The sequence below is a fragment of the Nocardioides cavernae genome (assembly GCF_016907475.1).
Lineage (GTDB): Bacteria > Actinomycetota > Actinomycetes > Propionibacteriales > Nocardioidaceae > Nocardioides > Nocardioides cavernae.
Window position 1 is genome coordinate 1,105,220 of sequence record NZ_JAFBCA010000001.1, and the last position, 15,998, is coordinate 1,121,217.

16 protein-coding genes are annotated in these 15,998 nt (G+C 73.2%); 10 read left to right on the forward strand and 6 right to left on the reverse strand.

The window, feature by feature from the left end; translation table 11 throughout:
* The first annotated feature begins 10 nt into the window (after window positions 1–10).
* The 7 genes from JOD65_RS05155 (at window position 11) to JOD65_RS05185 (ending at window position 7,819) form a co-directional block, all read left to right on the forward strand.
* Window positions 11–472 carry a methyltransferase family protein gene (locus JOD65_RS05155; RefSeq protein ID WP_191193436.1) on the forward strand — a complete coding sequence of 154 codons (462 nt, stop codon included), beginning with the start codon at window positions 11–13 and terminating at the stop codon, window positions 470–472.
* Window positions 473–594: 122 nt separating this feature from the next.
* Window positions 595–1,521, forward strand: a complete 927-nt coding sequence (kdgD, locus tag JOD65_RS05160) for a 5-dehydro-4-deoxyglucarate dehydratase (RefSeq protein WP_191193435.1) — start codon at window positions 595–597, stop codon at window positions 1,519–1,521.
* 36 nt (window positions 1,522–1,557) lie between these two features.
* The gene (locus JOD65_RS05165) at window positions 1,558–3,057 is read left to right on the forward strand and encodes an aldehyde dehydrogenase (NADP(+)) (protein WP_191193434.1); all 1,500 of its coding nucleotides are present in this window, start codon (window positions 1,558–1,560) and stop codon (window positions 3,055–3,057) included.
* Window positions 3,054–4,382 carry an enolase C-terminal domain-like protein gene (locus JOD65_RS05170; RefSeq protein WP_191193433.1) on the forward strand — a complete coding sequence of 443 codons (1,329 nt, stop codon included), beginning with the start codon at window positions 3,054–3,056 and terminating at the stop codon, window positions 4,380–4,382. The genes JOD65_RS05165 and JOD65_RS05170 overlap by 4 nt, the downstream gene beginning before the upstream one ends.
* A gap of 12 nt (window positions 4,383–4,394) precedes the next feature.
* Entirely contained in the window at window positions 4,395–5,333 is a 939-nt protein-coding gene (locus JOD65_RS05175; protein WP_204810959.1) for an alpha/beta hydrolase, read from the forward strand.
* A gap of 145 nt (window positions 5,334–5,478) precedes the next feature.
* The gene (locus tag JOD65_RS05180; protein WP_191193432.1) at window positions 5,479–6,738 is read left to right on the forward strand and encodes a cytochrome P450; all 1,260 of its coding nucleotides are present in this window, start codon (window positions 5,479–5,481) and stop codon (window positions 6,736–6,738) included.
* A 1-nt stretch (window position 6,739) separates the two neighbouring features.
* On the forward strand, window positions 6,740–7,819 hold the full coding sequence (locus JOD65_RS05185; protein WP_191193431.1) for a YihY/virulence factor BrkB family protein: 1,080 nt from the start codon (window positions 6,740–6,742) through the stop codon (window positions 7,817–7,819).
* Between the two features lie 15 nt (window positions 7,820–7,834).
* On the opposite strand, the gene JOD65_RS05190 is transcribed toward JOD65_RS05185, so the two are convergent.
* From JOD65_RS05190 to JOD65_RS05210, 5 genes are all read right to left on the reverse strand, one after another.
* Window positions 7,835–8,422: a hypothetical protein gene (locus JOD65_RS05190; RefSeq protein WP_191193430.1), complete on the reverse strand. Its 588-nt coding sequence runs from the start codon at window positions 8,420–8,422 to the stop codon at window positions 7,835–7,837.
* A gap of 45 nt (window positions 8,423–8,467) precedes the next feature.
* The gene (locus JOD65_RS05195) at window positions 8,468–9,397 is read right to left on the reverse strand and encodes a PfkB family carbohydrate kinase (RefSeq protein ID WP_307821366.1); all 930 of its coding nucleotides are present in this window, start codon (window positions 9,395–9,397) and stop codon (window positions 8,468–8,470) included.
* 5 nt (window positions 9,398–9,402) lie between these two features.
* Complete coding sequence (locus JOD65_RS05200) at window positions 9,403–9,945, reverse strand: cysteine hydrolase family protein (protein WP_191193428.1); 543 nt, start codon at window positions 9,943–9,945, stop codon at window positions 9,403–9,405.
* A 187-nt stretch (window positions 9,946–10,132) separates the two neighbouring features.
* On the reverse strand, window positions 10,133–10,969 hold the full coding sequence (locus JOD65_RS05205) for an ABC transporter permease (RefSeq protein ID WP_224747122.1): 837 nt from the start codon (window positions 10,967–10,969) through the stop codon (window positions 10,133–10,135).
* The gene (locus JOD65_RS05210; protein ID WP_191193427.1) at window positions 10,966–11,871 is read right to left on the reverse strand and encodes an ABC transporter ATP-binding protein; all 906 of its coding nucleotides are present in this window, start codon (window positions 11,869–11,871) and stop codon (window positions 10,966–10,968) included. The genes JOD65_RS05205 and JOD65_RS05210 overlap by 4 nt, the downstream gene beginning before the upstream one ends.
* 143 nt (window positions 11,872–12,014) lie before the next feature.
* Between JOD65_RS05210 and JOD65_RS05215 the strand changes: the two genes are divergently transcribed.
* Window positions 12,015–13,208 carry a hypothetical protein gene (locus JOD65_RS05215; RefSeq protein ID WP_191193426.1) on the forward strand — a complete coding sequence of 398 codons (1,194 nt, stop codon included), beginning with the start codon at window positions 12,015–12,017 and terminating at the stop codon, window positions 13,206–13,208.
* 61 nt (window positions 13,209–13,269) lie between these two features.
* Window positions 13,270–14,118: a DUF4064 domain-containing protein gene (locus JOD65_RS05220; RefSeq protein ID WP_191195531.1), complete on the forward strand. Its 849-nt coding sequence runs from the start codon at window positions 13,270–13,272 to the stop codon at window positions 14,116–14,118.
* Between the two features lie 66 nt (window positions 14,119–14,184).
* Here JOD65_RS05220 and JOD65_RS05225 read toward each other — a convergent pair whose 3' ends face one another.
* Entirely contained in the window at window positions 14,185–15,369 is a 1,185-nt protein-coding gene (locus JOD65_RS05225; protein ID WP_191193425.1) for a pyridoxal phosphate-dependent aminotransferase, read from the reverse strand.
* A 54-nt stretch (window positions 15,370–15,423) separates the two neighbouring features.
* On the opposite strand from JOD65_RS05225, the gene pyrE reads away from it, so the two are divergent.
* Window positions 15,424–15,954, forward strand: coding sequence for an orotate phosphoribosyltransferase (gene pyrE, locus JOD65_RS05230; protein WP_191193424.1), 531 nt, complete (start codon window positions 15,424–15,426; stop codon window positions 15,952–15,954).
* The last annotated feature ends 44 nt before the right edge of the window (window positions 15,955–15,998 follow it).

A 15,998-nucleotide genomic window follows, 5' to 3' on the forward strand; every position in this document is an offset into this window, starting at 1 on the left:
CCGTGGTCCCATGAAGCGCCCGCCGCCGCCGCTCCTCGCGCTCGTTGCCGCGCTCGCCCAGCGCGGCCTGTCCCGTGGGGCGCCGCCCTCCTCTGGGTCACGGCGGGCGGCCGCGGCCGTCACGGCGGCGACGTCGGTCGCGCTGGCCGGTGGAGCGTCCATGCGTTTCCGGGCGCAGCACACGACGGTCGAGCCGTTCGACCCCTCCAAGGCGTCGTCCCTGGTCGTCTCGGGACCCAACTCCCGCACCCGCAACCCGATGTACGTCGGGATGGCCGGCCTGCTCGTCGCCAACGCGCTCCGCCGGGGCTCCTGGCCGGGCGTCCTGCCGGTCGTCGTCTTCGTGGCGGTGATCGACCGCTTCCAGATCGCGGCCGAGGAGCGAGCGCTCGCCGATCGCTTCGGCGCCGACTACGCCGCCTACCGCGCGAGCGTCCCGCGCTGGCTGGGCACCAGGTCGTTCTCCGGGTAGATACCCCCAAGGCATCACTGGATTCAGAAACGGGCTTGGACAGGCATCGTCAGGTCTTCCTAGGTTGGTGAGCACCGCCACATCCGTGGGGCACCGACCCACGGCCGACCGAAGGACGCAGCGTGACGAAGTACAGCCCGACCGAGCTCGTCGAGACCCTGGGCAGCGGCCTGCTGTCGTTCCCGGTCACCCACTTCGACGCCGATCTCCAGTTCGACGAGCCCGCCTACCTCGCGCACCTCGAGTGGCTCAGCGGCTACGACGTCGCCGGCCTGTTCGCCGCCGGTGGCACGGGTGAGGGCTTCTCGCTCAACGCCGAGGAGACCGACCGCGTCGTACGCGCCGCCATCGCCGGCGCTGGCGGGAAGGTCCCCGTGCTGGCCCCCGCGACGGGTTCGACGGTCAACGCCGTCGCGCAGGTCAAGGCCGCGGAGGCCGCCGGTGCCGACGGCATCCTGCTCATGCCGCCGTACCTCACCGAGGCCGGCCAGCGCGGCCTCGTCGAGCACATCAGCGCCGTGTGCTCTGCGACCAACCTCGGTGTCATCTACTACTCCCGCGCCAACGCCGTGCTCGGCACGGATGCGCTCGAGCAGGCCTGCCAGCGCAACGCCAACCTCGTCGGCTTCAAGGACGGCGTCGGCGGCATCGAGCAGATGACCCGCACCTACGCCCAGCTCGGCGACCGCCTCTTCTACGTCGGCGGCCTGCCCACCGCCGAGGTCTTCGCCCTGCCGCTGCTCCAGCTCGGCGTGACGACCTACAGCTCCGCGATCTTCAACTTCGTCCCGCAGTTCGCGCTCGACTTCTATGCCGCCGTACGCCGCCAGGACCGGGACGCGGTCTACGCGATGCTCAACGACTTCGTCATCCCCTACACCAAGATCCGCGACCGCGAGTCGGGCTACTCGGTGTCGATCGTCAAGGCCGGCCTCGACGCCGTCGGTCGCCCGGCTGGTCCGGTGCGCCCGCCGCTGTCCGACCTGCTCGACGCCGAGCGCGACGAGCTCCAGACCCTCGTGGACAAGGTGGCAGGCTCGAGGGCCTGACACCACGACCCCCCTCGACCCACCCCGAAGGAATCCATGTCTGACCAGGCCACGTCCATCATCGCCGGCACCGACTCCGAGCAGCCCGACGTCGCCGCCGCCACCGCGGCCGCCGTCGCGGCGTTCGCGGCCTACCGCGCCACCACCCCCGAGGAGCGGAGCGCCTTCCTCGAGGCGGTCGCGGCCGAGATCGAGGCCGACAAGGACGCGATCATCCCGGAGGCGGTCCGCGAGAGCGGGCTGCCCGAGGGGCGGATCACCGGCGAGGTCGGCCGCACCACCGGCCAGCTGCGGATGTTCGCCGGCGTCGTCCGGCAGGGCGACCACCTCGGCGTGCGCATCGACCCGGCGCTGCCGGACCGTGCGCCCCTGCCGCGTGCCGACATCCGGCAGCGGATGGTGCCGCTGGGCCCGGTCGCGGTCTTCGGGGCCAGCAACTTCCCGCTCGCCTTCTCCACCGCGGGCGGCGACACCGCGTCGGCGCTCGCCGCCGGCTGCCCCGTCGTCGTGAAGGGCCACCCGGCCCACCCGGACACGGGCACCCTCGTCGCCCGCGCGATCACCCGCGCCGTCGAGAAGTCGGGCCTGCCCGCCGGCACGTTCTCCTTCGTCCTCGGTGGCATCGAGACCGGCCAGGAGCTCGTCGCCGACCCGCGCATCGCCGCGGTCGGCTTCACCGGCTCGCGTGGCGGCGGCCTCGCCCTCGTCCGTGCCGCCGCCGAGCGCGACGTGCCGATCCCGGTCTACGCCGAGATGTCGTCGATCAACCCCGTCGTCGTGCTGCCCGGCGCGCTCGAGGGTGACGTCGCCGCGCTCGCCCAGGCGTACGTCGGCAGCCTGACGCTCGGCTCCGGCCAGTTCTGCACCAACCCCGGCCTGCTCTTCCTGCCGTCCGGCGAGCGCGGCGACGCGTTCCTGCTGGCAGCCGGCGAGGCCGTCAGCGGAGCCTCCGGCCAGCAGATGCTCACGCCCGGCATCGCCGACGCCTACGCCAGCGGCACTGCCAGCCTGCGCGGCACCGACGGCATCCGCGTCGTCGGCGAGGGCTCCGCCGCCGGCGAGCACGCCCCGGCGCCGGTGGTCTACGAGGCACCCGCCGAGCTGCTCGCGATCGACGACAGCACCGTGACCGACGAGGTGTTCGGCGCCGCCGGCGTCGTGGTCAGGTACGACGACGTGGCCTCCCTGCTGCCCCGGCTCGAGGCCCTCGAGGGCCAGCTCACCGCGACCGTCCACGCCACCGACGGCGACGTCGAGGACGCGTCCGCGCTGCTGCCGGTCCTCGAGCTCAAGGCTGGCCGGGTGCTCTTCAACGGCTGGCCGACCGGTGTCGAGGTCGGCCACGCGATGGTCCACGGCGGTCCCTACCCGGCGACGTCCGACTCGCGCAGCACCAGCGTCGGCAGCCTCGCGATCGAGCGCTTCCAGCGTCCGGTCGCCTACCAGGACGTGCCGGCCGCGCTGCTCCCCGCCGCCGTCCGCGACGACAACCCCTGGGGCCTGCGCCGCCGCCTCGACGGGACTCTCGAGGCATGAGCACGATCGCCAAGGTCGACGTCGTCCCGGTCGCCGGGCACGACTCGATGCTGCTCAACCTGAGCGGCGCCCACGGTCCGTTCTTCACCCGCAACATCGCGATCGTCACCGACTCCGAGGGACGCGAGGGCCTCGGCGAGGTGCCCGGCGGCGAGGCGATCAGGCAGACGATCGCCGACGCGGCCGAGATCCTCGTCGGCCAGCCGGTCGCGATGTTCCGCACCCTGCTGCGCCGCGTCGCCGCGGCGTACGCCGACCGCGACGCCGGCGGGCGCGGCCTGCAGACCTTCGACCTCCGCACCACCATCCACGCGGTGACGGCGCTGGAGTCGGCGCTGCTCGACCTCTCGGGCCAGGCGCTCGGCGTGCCGGTGGCGGAGCTGCTCGGCGAGGGCCAGCAGCGCGACAGCGTGCCGATGCTCGGCTACCTGTTCTACGTCGGCGACCCCGACCGCACCGACCTGCCCTACCTCCGCGAGCACCCGTCCTCGGGGGCCGCCGACGACTGGGAGAAGGTCCGGCGCGAGGAGGCGATGACCCCCGAGGCGGTCGTCCGCCTCGCCGAGGCCGCGCAGGCCCGCTACGGCTTCACCGACTTCAAGCTCAAGGGCGGCGTGCTGCCCGGCGAGGAGGAGGTCGCGGCCGTCACCGCGCTGCACGAGCGCTTCCCCGACGCGCGGATCACCCTCGACCCCAACGGCGGCTGGCTGCTCGAGGACGCGGTCCGTCTGCTGGCGGGCAAGGACGACGTCCTCGCCTACGCCGAGGACCCGTGCGGTGCCGAGGGCGGCTACTCCGGGCGCGAGGTGATGGCCCAGTTCAAGCGCCGCACCGGCCTGCGCACGGCCACCAACATGGTCGCCACCGACTGGCGTCAGATGGCCGACGCGGTGCGCACCAACGCCGTCGACATCCCGCTCGCCGACCCGCACTTCTGGACGATGGCGGGCTCCGTCCGCGTCGCCCAGCTGTGCCACGACTTCGGCCTGACGTGGGGCTCGCACTCCAACAACCACTTCGACGTCTCGCTGGCGATGTTCACCCAGGTCGGCGCGGCCGCCCCGGGCGAGATCACCGCGCTCGACACGCACTGGATCTGGCAGGACGGCCAGGGCCTGACGACCGATCCGCTGCAGATCCGCGACGGCGCGATCGAGGTGCCCGACACCCCGGGACTCGGCGTCGCGCTCGACCGCGACCGGCTGGCGCAGGCGCACGAGCTCTACCTCGAGCACGGCCTCGGTGCGCGCGACGACGCGGTCGCCATGCAGTACCTCGTCGACGACTGGGCGTTCGACCCCAAGCGTCCCTGCCTCGTCCGATGACGGTGCGCTGAGGTGCCGCTCGACCCCGACCTCGCCGTCTTCATCGGCGAGGTCGAGAGGCAGCGCGGGCGGCCCGTCTCGGAGATGACCATCCCCGAGGCGCGCGCCGGCATGCGGGCGCTGCGCGTCGACAGCGTGCGTCCGGAGGACGTCGTACCCATCGGGGTGGTGACCGACGAGGTCGTCGACGCGCTGCCGGTGCGCGTCTACCGGCCGGCCGAGGTCGAGGGCCCGGTCGCGACGGTCGTCTACCTCCACGGCGGCGGCTGGTTCCGCGGCGACGTCGACACCCACGACCAGGTCGTGCGCCGGCTGGTCCGCGACACCGGCGCGGTCTTCGTCAGCGTCGACTACCGCCTCGCGCCGGAGCACCCGTGGCCGGCCGCCACCCACGACGCCGTCCGTGCGGTCCGTGCCGTCGCGGCACGACTGGAGTCGTACGGCGGCTCCGACGTGCTCGCCGTCGCGGGCGACTCGGCCGGCGGCAACCTCGCGGCCATCGCGACGCAGGAGCTGCGCGGCGAGGTGGAGATCGCGGCGCAGCTGCTGATCTACCCCGCCACCGACCTGCTCGGTCACCACCCGTCGAAGGACGAGTTCGGCACCGGCCACCTCCTGACGACGGAGATGACCGACCACATCAACACCCTCTACTTCTCCGGCGAGGCGCCGGCAGCGGGCGACTGGCGGCACTCGCCGCTCCACGGCGACCTGACCGGGCTGCCGCCGGCCGTGGTCGCGACCGCCGGGTGCGACCTCCTCCGCGACGAGGGGGAGGCGTACGCCGCCGCGCTCGCCGGCGCGGGCGTGCGCGTCGACTTGGTCCGCTACGACGGGATGATCCACGGCTTCATGGACCAGGGCCACGTGAGCCGGGTGGCGGCCGACGCCACCCTCGACGTCAACCGCCGCTTCGCCCGGCTGCTCGCCGAGGTCGCCCGGGACGGGTGACCTGCCCGGTGCGCTGGGGTGGCGGCACCTTGCATGTCCAGGGGTCGTTCTGCTGCGATCTGCCGCCACCATCGCGCGGCAGAACGGCGAAGGGGTCGCGGCGGCCGGCGCGCATGTGCCGCGGACTACGCGGGAACGGGCAGGGATGACCGATCTCGGATTCCTGCTGGCGCGCCACGGCTACGACGCCGTCGCCCGTGACCGCACCGCCCGCGGAGGGGCGGACACCTATGTCTCGCGGCTGCTCGGCCGCCGCACCGTGGTCCTCGGTGACCCCGACGGTGCGCGCGCGTTCTACGACGAGTCGCTCGTGCGACGTACGGGAGCGGTGCCCCCGCCCCTCGCGCGGCTGCTCTTCGGCCGCGGCGCCGTGCACGGGATGGACGGCACCGAGCACCGGGACCGCAAGCGGCTGGTCCTCGACGTGCTGGACCCCGACCGGCTCGACTCGCTCGTCGCCGAGGTGCGCGGCGCCCTGGTCACCCGCGCCGGCGGCTGGGTCGGGCGGCAGGTCGACCTGCACCGTGAGCTGGTGAGCGTCTACGGCGCGGCGACCCTGCACTGGGCCGGTCTCGACGTCACCCGCCGGGAGGCCGACCTCGTCAGCCGCCGGTTGGCCGAGATCGTCGACGGGTTCGGCCTCGCCGGGTCGGCGTACGTCCGCGGCTGGCGTGCTCGCCGGTGGGCCGGGCGCTGGGCCCGGACCGCAGTCCGCGACGCGCGTGAGGGACGGACGAGCCCCGCGACCGGCAGCGCCCTGCAGATGATCGCCGCCACCGACCTCGACGTCCGCGAGGCGGCGGTGGAGCTGCTCAACGTGCTGCGCCCGACGGTCGCCGTCAGCTGGCTGGGCTGCTTCGCCGGGCTCGCGCTGGCGTCGGTGCCCGCGGAGGAGCGGGCGCGCCTGGTGCAGCAGGAGGCGGTGCACGAGCGGTACGCCTTCGCGCAGGAGGTACGACGCACGTCCCCCTTCGTGCCCGCGCTCACCGCGCTCGCCGTGCGCGGGGCGGAGGTCTCGGGCGTCCGGGTGCGTGAGGGCGACCGGCTGCTGCTCGACGTCATCGGCATCGACCACCACGAGAGCCGCTGGCCTGCACCGCGCCTGTTCGACGCCGACCGCTTCCTCGACCACGACGAGGTCGCGGCGGAGTCCGCCTTCGACCTCGTGCCGCAGGGCGGCGGCCACCCGTCCGGCCACCGGTGCCCGGGCGAGTCCCTGACCCTGCGCCTGCTGTCCGAGACGATCCGGGTGCTGGCCGGGCTGGACCTCGAGGTCACCCCGGGTGCGACCGACGCGACGCGCATGCCGACCCTGCCGGCGGGGAGCCACCGCGTCCGGGTCGAGCGCCCCACCCGGCAGTGGCCCGACCCCGCATGGGCCGCCCCCGCGCGGGCACTGGGGTGACATGACGAACCGATCCACCTCCACCGATGGGGAGTCCAGGAGCGAGGAGCGCGAGCGCACGGCCCCCGCCCCCGACGCGCCGGGCAAGCCCGACTCACCCGCCGACATCGCGAAGCCGACGTGGGTCTACGCGCTTCGCAAGACCGTGCGCGAGTTCATGGACGACGAGTGCACCGACCTCGCCGCGGCGCTGACCTACTACGCCGTGCTCGCGCTCTTCCCGGCCGCGATCGCCCTGCTCTCGCTGGTCGGGCTCGTCGGCCAGCAGCAGCAGACGGTCGACACGCTGCTGCAGATCCTGCGCGACATCGGTGCCTCGTCGGCCGCGGACACCCTCGAGCCCACGCTGACGAACCTCGCCGCGAGCCAGGGTGCGGGTCTCGCCCTCGTCATCGGCCTCGCGACCGCCCTGTGGTCGGCGTCCGGCTACGTCGGCGCCTTCGGCCGCGGGATGAACCGCATCTACGAGATCGACGAGGGACGGCCGATCTGGAAGCTCCGCCCGACGATGCTCCTCGTCACCCTGGTGACCGTCGTCCTCGTTGCCGTTGTCGCCGTCGGCCTCGTGCTGACCGGCCCCGCCGCCGAGGCCGTGGGGAGCGCGATCGGTCTGGAGTCGGCTGCCGTGACGGTGTGGAGCATCGCCAAGTGGCCGGTGCTGCTGGCCGTCGTGGTGCTCATCGTCGCCCTGCTCTACTACGCCACCCCCAACGTGAAGCAGCCCAAGTTCCGCTGGATCAGTGTTGGCGCGATCGTGGCGATCGTGGCGTGGGTGATCGCTTCGGCCGCGTTCGGCTTCTACGTCGCGAACTTCTCCAGCTACGACAAGACGTACGGCTCGCTGGCGGGCGTCATCGCGTTCCTGCTGTGGCTGTGGATCACCAACCTGGCCCTGCTCTTTGGCGCCGAGCTCGACGCCGAGCTCGAGCGCGGCCGCCAGCTCCAGGCCGGCATCGCGGCCGAGGAGGAGCTGCAGCTTCCTCCCCGCGACACCCGCAAGTCCGACAAGGCCGCCGCCAAGGTGCAGGAGGACATCGAGCGTGGGCGCAAGCTGCGCGAGTCGCAGGGACGACGCTCCTAGCAGGGTCCGACTGCGCTAGGCGATGTCCTCCACGAGGCTCGACTGCGCGAGCGGGAAGCGGCTCGCTGCCGACGACAGCACGTCGCGGATCTGCGCTGCGTCGTTGCCGTAGAAGTAGAGGTTCGTGCGCTGGGGTCCTTCCCACCACGACTGGAGCGTGGCGACCTCGCCGAGCTCCGTCGTCAGCGCGCCGATCAGTTCGTTGACGTCGTTGGTCGCATAGACCTCGGCCGGCAGGGACGTCCCGTCGAGGGAGAGCGCGACGCCGTGGGTGCGTCCGAAGGGCACGGTGGCCTCGTCGCCCACGGTGTACGACGACCCGACCGGCGCGCCGTAGTGCTCCAGCACCTTGACCAGGACGTCCAGCCCCTTGTCGCGGTCGCCGCAGAGCTCGACCTCGAGGTCGCAGGACAGGACTCCCTGCGTCGGGTCGAGCTGGGACCCACCGCCCACGACCTTGCTGCCCGGGAGGAACTGGTCGAACGCAGCCTGCAACGGCTCCTCGTAGATCTCGCCCCGGTGCACGGGCTGCACCCGCGCGGCCAGGTGCACGTCCACGAGCAGGGGAGGAGCGTCGTCCTTCGACCGACCGAAGAGAGGCATGACCGGCAACCTACGGCGCGGTGGCCTCCTGTGCTGGCGTTTCGTTCAGCGGCCGCCCAGGAAGGCGTCGACCTCGGCCGCGGTCGGGGCGGACTCCGGCCCGCGCCGGGTCACCTTGATGGCGGCCGCCGCGTTGGCCCGTCGACAGCCCTCCTCCCACGGCGTACCCGCGGCCACCTCGGCCAGCAGCGCGCCGGTGTGGGTGTCGCCGGCACCGTTGGTGTCGACGGGCGTCTGCGGGAACCCGGGGACGTACGTCGTCGTGCCGGCGACGTGGACCGCGCAGCCCTCCGGCCCGTCACGGACGATCGCGACCGCGTCGCCGCGCAGCAGCGGGACGATCGCGGTGGTGATCGCCCCGAGGTCGCCGGGCGCGCCCTGGCCGACGGCGCGGAGGAGGTCCTCCGCCTCCTCGGTGTTGCTCGACCAGACGTCGGTCACCTCGAGCATCGCCGCCCGGACGTCGGCGTCGAGGCCCGCGAAGGCGGCGCCCGGATCGAGCACCACGACCACGCCGGGATGGAGGGTCGGGAGCCACGAGAGCAGCGGGTCGCGGGTGCTGTCGAGGGCGAGCGAGAAGCCGGTGACGCAGACCAGGTCGCCCGGGCCCGGCTCGGAGGTGCCGAGCGACTCGACGCTGATCCGGCGCTCGGCCCCCAGCGTGGTCACGAAGGTGCGCTCGGCGCTCGGCTCGACCATGACCACGCAGATGCCGGTGTCGAGGCCCTCGACAGGTGGTGCCGACACCCCGATCCCGGCGGCGGTCAGTGCTGCGCGGATCAGGTCCCCGTGGGGCCCCGTGCCGATGGCACCGGCCTGCACGCACTCCGCGCCGAACCGGGCCGCCGCCAGCAGCACGGTGACCGTGCCGCCGGCGTAGTCGGTGGCCGAGGCGGCCATCACGTTCTGCCCGCGGTCCGGGAGGTCGGGGACCTCGACGACCACGTCGACCAGGGCCTGGCCGGTGTGGATCACCCGGCTCAACCGAGCACTTCTTCCGTCGTGGCCAGCGTGATCTGCGGCGGGTAGAGCGCCATCACGTCCATCGCGGCCCGGTGGTTGTCCGGCGTCGATCCGGCGCACGCGTCGGTGACGACGGTGATGGTCGCGCCCGCGTCGGCAGCCGCCAGCGCCGTCGAGACGACGCAGCAGTCGGTGCTCACCCCGGCCAGCACGAGGTGCGGCGTCGGCCCGGTCACGGCTTGCAGGGCGTACCCCCACTTGCCGAACGTCGGCAGCGAGACCACCGTCTCCGTCAGCCCATGCACCTCGGGCACGAGGTCGAGCAGCGGGTCGTCGTGGGGCACGTCGGCGAACGGCCAGGCATCGAGGTAGGCCCGCCAGCTTCCTTGCGGCTCGGCCGCGGGCACCCAGCGCGTGACCACGGTGCGCCCGCCCGCGGCGGCGGCGAGCCGTCGTACGGGCTCCACGATGTCGGGGAACATCGGCGACCCCCACTCGCTGTCGGGGGAGGCGAAGATCCGCTGCGGGTCGATGACGACCAGCCAGGCGTCGGGGTGCATGTGGCCAGCCTGTCAGAGTCGGACTTGGCACCCCAGTCTCCCGCTTCGAGGCCGAGATCTGGGCCTCCAAGTGGGCAAGTCACCGGACATCCGGTGACTTCTGCGACCTCCTGCAGCAGACAGACATCAGCGGCCGCCGGTCCCCCGACCGGCAGCCGCTGATGGGCACGAGGGAAGCAGAGGGGATCTACTTCACCTCGGCACGCAGGATCGCGCGCAGGCCGATGGCCAGCGGGATCCAGAGCCAGACCAGGGTGGAGACGCCGAGCTGCTGCCAGTACTCGGCGGTCATCGTCTGGTCGAAGAGCCGGGTGACGGCGAAGTTCACGTCGACCCACGGCTGCAGGTCGCGGAACCACTCCTGGAAGGCGGCGAGCGTGCCGAAGGCGACCGGCAGGACGAGCGAGTAGACGAAGTAGCCCACGATGGCGCCGGCCGAGCTGCGGAACAGCACGCCGAGCATGAAGCCCATCAGCATGCCGAGCACGTTGGCGAGCACGATGTTGCCGAACTGCGCGAGCGAGATGTCCCACGTCGCGTCGAGGCCGGTGATCGCGGAGCCCACGACGTTGCCGAGCGCGCCGACCGCGAGGGCGAGGAACATCGCCACCACGCCGACCAGCAGCGTCGAGACGACCTTCGCGGACATCACGCGGCCCCGCCACGGCACCAGCGTGTACGTCGTCAGGCCGGTGCGCTGGCTGTACTCCCCGGTGACCGACAGGATCGCGATGATCGGCAGGACCACCGACAGGGGCATGCCGATCGCGGTGGAGAACGTGTTCTGGGTGATCGCCTCGTCGGGCGCCCAGATGATCACGGCGGCGGTGGCGAGGACGGACACGATGCCGACGCTGGCCATCATCCAGAAGCCTGCGCGGGTGTCGAACATCTTGCGCAGCTCGACGCCGACCAGGCGTGTCATGGGGATGGGGCGTACGACGCGGGGCGCGGCGGGTGCCTCGGGTGCGGACGTGGCGGCGACGGCGGGGACCGGGGTGGCCTCGTGGGTCTGGGTGGTCATGCTGCTGCTCCTTCACGAGCGGTCTCGGCGGTGAGCTCGAGGAACATCTCCTCCAGGCCGGCGCCGTCGGCGGCGCGCAGCTCGCGCAGGACGACACCGGCACGGTGTGCCGTCTCGCCCACGAGCTCGGGGTCGGCGTCGGCGCGCAGGCCGCCGTCGATGGGGGTGGTGACGACCGACGCCTCGTGCAGGGCACGGGCGAGGCGGTCCTGCTGGGAGGGGTCGGCGGCGCGGACGAGGGTGCCGGCCGCGGCGAGGAGCTCGGCCTTGCTGCCCTGGGCCACGATGCGGCCCTGGCCGATCACGACGATGTCGTCGGCGATCACCTCGATCTCGTGGAGCAGGTGCGAGGACAGCAGCACGGTGCCGCCCTGGTCGGCGAAGCCGCGGAGCAGGTCGCGCATCCAGCGGATGCCGGCCGGGTCGAGGCCGTTGGCGGGCTCGTCGAGGATCAGCACCTGCGGGTCGCCGATCAGGGCGGTCGCGATGCCGAGGCGCTGGCGCATGCCGAGGGAGTAGTTGCGGACCCGGCGCTCGGCCTCGTCGGCGGTGAGCCCGACGCGGGCGAGGGTCTCGGTGACCCGGGACTTCGGCAGGCCCATGGTCTGCGCGGCGATCGCGAGGATCTCGCGGCCGGTGCGCCCGGCGTGCTGCGCGGAGGCGTCCAGCAGGACGCCGACCTCGAGGCCGGGGTTGACCAGCTCGCGGTAGTCGCGGCCGGTGACGGTGACCTGACCGGTGCTGGGCCGGGTGAGGCCGACCATGATGCGCATGGTGGTGGACTTGCCGGCGCCGTTGGGGCCGAGGAAGCCGGTCACCCGACCGGTCGCGGCCGTGAAGGAGACGTTGTCGACGGCCGTGAACCGGCCGTACTGCTTGGTGAGGTGCTCGACGCTGATCATGGGTCCAACCCTCGCCTCGCACGGGCACCCGGCACATCGGGGACCGCACCCCGCCGGTCCCTGAGGACGACCCTGAGAAACCCCGCAGCGGGGCCCCGGGGTGCGGATGGGGGGAGTTGGGCGCGACTTGGGACAATGGCCCGGTGAGCCAGCCCACCAAGCAACGTCCGCCCCAGGTCACCCTGGCCTCGGGCATCATCATGTTCTCCTCGGTGGTGGTGCTCCTGACCGCGTGGGAGCGAGTCACCACGCTCGGCTCGCTCGAGACGCAGGACGCCATCCGTGACGTTCTCGCCGACGCGCCGTTCTCCTCGCTCGGGCTCACCGTGTCGGGCACGACCGACCTGCTGCGGCTCTCGTGCATGGTCGCCGCGGCCTGCGCGTGCGCGACCGCGATCCTCGGCTGGTACGTCCGCAAGCCCGACCGCTCCTCGCGCCTGGGCCTGACGCTGTTCGCGGTCGTCGTCTTCGTCGCCGGGTTCCCCGCCGGCGGCCTGGCGGGGTCGTTCGTCGCTGCGGGTGCAGCGATGCTCTGGATCCAGCCCGCCCGCGAGTGGTTCGCCACCGGCCGATGGACCCCGCCGAACCCGGCTCCGTCCAAGAACGCCGGTCGCGCCGACCGCGACGCGTCCGGACAGGCCGACCCGTGGGGCCGGCCGCCCGCCGGGAGCGACGAGCCCTCCACCCCGCAGTCCACTCCGCCCTCGGCCCCGTCCGACTCGCCGTCCGTCCCGCCGCCGGCCAGCCGGCCCTTCGGCGAGCCCGGTCCGCCCGCCCAGCAGCACCCCGTCGGCGGCCCCGCCGAGTCGCCGTACGGCCAGGCCTATCCGCCGCACCAGCCCGCCCCGGCGCCGTACGCCGCCCACCCCGCGCCGGACTGGCAGCGCCGCCAGCTGCTCCAGGCTCGTCCGGGCGCGATGGTCGCGGCGTTCGTCATCACGGTCGTCACCGCCGGCGGCCTGCTCGGGCTCTCGCTCCTGTGGCTGGCGATCGCGGGCTTCTCCCCGGACTTCCTGCGCAGCGTCATGGAGCAGCAGCAGCCCGAGATGCTCGACGACGGCCTGAGCCTCGAGCAGGTGCGCACGACCGTTTTCGCGCTGGCGGGTGTCTTCGTCGTCTGGTGCGTCATGGCGCTGGTGCTGGCCGGCTTCGCGATGGCGCGCCGCGAGTGGGCGCGCCGCGGCCTGATGATCAGCGCCGCCTTCAGCGCCGGTGCCTGTCTCGCCCTCGTGCTCAACACCCCGCTGGTCCTGCTGCCCGCCGCGGCCGCCGTGGCGACCGTCGTGTGCCTGCGCCGGGTCGAGGTGCGGCGCTGGTTCCAGCTCGACCCGCGCTGACCCTCGCCCTCGTCCCGCTCGGCGTCGGCGGCGCCTACCGCCGACGTGGTGAGATAGAGGCATGAGCGAGCCCGGACCGACGCACCAGCCCTACGGCCAGGACCCCTACGGCCAGCAGCCGGGTGGACAGCCCTCCCCCTACGGGCAGCAGTCGCCCTACGGCCAGCAGCCCTACGGCCAGCCGCCGGTCGGCGACCGGCGTCCCGGCACCGTGACCGCGGCCGCCTGGATCACCATCGTCTTCTCCGCGATCACCGCGGCGCTGTTCGGGTTCACCGCGCTCGGCCTGTTCATCGCGCGCGACCAGGTGATCACCGAGATGGAGCGCGTCCCCGAGTTCCAGGACGCCAACATCGACGCCGACGCCGCTGTGGGCGTGCTGGTCGCCGTCATCCTGGGGCTGGTCGTGTGGGCGATCATCGCCGTCGTGCTGGCGGTCCTCGTCATGCGGCGCTCCAACGTCGCGCGGATCCTGCTCGTCATCTCCAGCGCCGTCGTGGCGCTGTTCTCGTTGCTCGGCGTGACCAGTGGTGTCTCCGCCGTCACGCTGATCGCCGCGATCGCCGTGATCGTGCTGCTCTTCGTCGGCGGCGCGGGCGACTGGTTCAAGGGCCTGTCGTCGTCGGGTGCCGGCGCCTACCCGGGCCAGTCGGGTGACCCGTACGGCAACCAGTACGGCGGCAACCAGTACGGCTCGCAGCCCGGCCAGCAGTCCTCGCCGCAGTACCCGCCTCCGCCGAGCAGCCCGCCCTACGGCCAGGACAACCCTTACGGGCAGCCCGGCCAGCCCGGCCAGGACAACCCCTACGGCCAGGCCGGCCAGGGTGGGCAGGACAACCCCTACGGCCAGCCGCGGCCGAGCGACGAGGACGGCTCCGAGCACCCGCCGCGGGACTACCCGGGGCGCTGACCCCTGACCACGGCGCCCCGGAGCGTGAACTGAACTGACGTCAATTCAGCTCGCGCGGCACCGGCCTCAGCGCGACAGATCGGCGGCGGCGAGTCGTCGTACGCCCTCGCTGATCACGTCGCGCTCCTTGCAGAACGCCCACCGCACCAGCTGGCGACCGGCCTCCCGGTCGTCGTAGAACCCCTGTGTGGGGATCGCGACGACGCCGGCGACCTCGGGCAGGGCGAGGCAGAACGCGCGTCCGTCGGGCCAGCCGAGGTGGCTGACGTCGGTCGTCGCGAAGTAGGTGCCCTCCGGCACGCGCGGCACGAGCCCGGCGGCGGTGAGCCCGTCGCAGAGCAGGTCGCGGCGGTCCTGCAGGTCGCGGGCCAGCTCGCGGGGCCAGTCGGGCTCGTGGTCGAGCGCGTGCGCGACGGCGGGCTGGAGCGGGGAGCCGGAGGTGAAGGTGAGCCACTGCTTGGCCGCGAGGACGGCCTGGACGAGCGGCTCGGGACCGGTGGCCCAGCCGACCTTCCAGCCGGTGAAGCTGTAGGACTTGCCGGCGCTCGACAGCGTCAGCGTGCGCTCCCACATCCCCGGCAGGGTCGCGATCGGGACGTGGCCCTCGGCCGAGCGCGCGTCGTCGAAGACCAGGTGCTCGTAGACCTCGTCGGTCACCACGATGACGTCGTGCTCGATGGCGAGGTCGGCGACGACCTGGAGCTCGTCGCGGGTCAGGACGGTGCCGGTGGGGTTGTGGGGCGTGTTGAGCAGGATCAGCCGGGTGTCGTCGGTGACCGTGGCCCGCAGCTCGTCGAGGTCCGGGCGGAAGTCGGGCGCCCGGAGCGTCACGGGTCGCCGGCGGGCACCGCACATGTCGAGCATCGCGACGTAGGAGTCGTAGTAGGGCTCGAGCACCACGACCTCGTCACCCGGGTCGACCAGCGCGAGCAGCGCGGCGGCGACCGCCTCGGTGCACCCGGTCGTGACGACGACCTCGCGGTCGGGGTCGGGCTCGAGCCCGTAGTGGCGGTGCTGGTGCCGCGAGATGGCGGCGCGGAGGGCGGGTACGCCGATGCCGGGGGCGTACTGGTTGGCGCCCGCCTCCAGCGCCGCCTCGGCCGCCGCCACCACCGACGCCGGCCCGTCGACGTCGGGGAAGCCCTGGCCGAGGTTGATGGCGCCGGTCCGCAGCGCGAGCGCCGACATCTCGCTGAAGACGGTCGGCGGGATGTGGGCCAGGCGGGCGGCGAGAGGCTTCGCGGTGGGCACGGGCCCACGCTACCCAGCGCGACCGGACGGTCGGGCCCCACTAGGGTCGGTGCCGTGACCACCGACGCGACCCTCGCCGCCGACATCGACGCGACCTGCCGCCTCACGGGGGAGTTCACCCTCCGCTCGGGGCAGGTGGCCGACACGTACTTCGACAAGTACCTCTTCGAGGCGCAGCCGGCCCTGCTCGACCGCGTGGCCGCCCGGATGGTCGACCTGCTCCCGGAGGGGACCGAGCTGCTCGGCGGCCTCGAGCTGGGGGGCATCCCGATCGCGACGATGGTGTCGGCGAAGACGGGGCTGCCGGCCCTCTTCGTGCGCAAGAAGGCCAAGGACTACGGCACCGCCAAGCTCGCCGAGGGCCCCGAGGTCGCCGGCCGGCGGGTCACGATCATCGAGGACGTGATCACCACGGGTGGCGCGGTCCGCGACGCCACGCGCGCGCTGCGGGAGCTCGGCGCGACCGTCGAGGTGGTCGTCTGCGCGATCGACCGTTCGCCGGAGGGTGAGGACCCGCTGGCCGACGTCGGTCTCGAGGTCCGGTCGGTGCTGACCCGGGCCGACCTCGACGCCGCTCGCGGCTGAGGGTCACCGCCCGGGGCGGTGAGTGACGCAGGTTTTCGGGCGCC

Bases quoted from the DNA above. Each gene is read 5' to 3' on its own strand.
- JOD65_RS05155 (WP_191193436.1), top strand. From the start codon at position 11: ATGAAGCGCCCGCCGCCGCCGCTCCTCGCGCTCGTTGCCGCGCTCGCC.
- JOD65_RS05165 (WP_191193434.1), top strand. From the start codon at position 1,558: ATGTCTGACCAGGCCACGTCCATCATCGCCGGCACCGACTCCGAGCAG.
- JOD65_RS05170 (WP_191193433.1), top strand. From the start codon at position 3,054: ATGAGCACGATCGCCAAGGTCGACGTCGTCCCGGTCGCCGGGCACGAC.
- JOD65_RS05180 (WP_191193432.1), top strand. From the start codon at position 5,479: ATGACCGATCTCGGATTCCTGCTGGCGCGCCACGGCTACGACGCCGTC.
- JOD65_RS05185 (WP_191193431.1), top strand. From the start codon at position 6,740: ATGACGAACCGATCCACCTCCACCGATGGGGAGTCCAGGAGCGAGGAG.
- JOD65_RS05190 (WP_191193430.1), bottom strand. From the start codon at position 8,422: ATGCCTCTCTTCGGTCGGTCGAAGGACGACGCTCCTCCCCTGCTCGTG.
- JOD65_RS05200 (WP_191193428.1), bottom strand. From the start codon at position 9,945: ATGCACCCCGACGCCTGGCTGGTCGTCATCGACCCGCAGCGGATCTTC.
- JOD65_RS05205 (WP_224747122.1), bottom strand. From the start codon at position 10,969: ATGACCACCCAGACCCACGAGGCCACCCCGGTCCCCGCCGTCGCCGCC.
- JOD65_RS05210 (WP_191193427.1), bottom strand. From the start codon at position 11,871: ATGATCAGCGTCGAGCACCTCACCAAGCAGTACGGCCGGTTCACGGCC.
- JOD65_RS05220 (WP_191195531.1), top strand. From the start codon at position 13,270: ATGAGCGAGCCCGGACCGACGCACCAGCCCTACGGCCAGGACCCCTAC.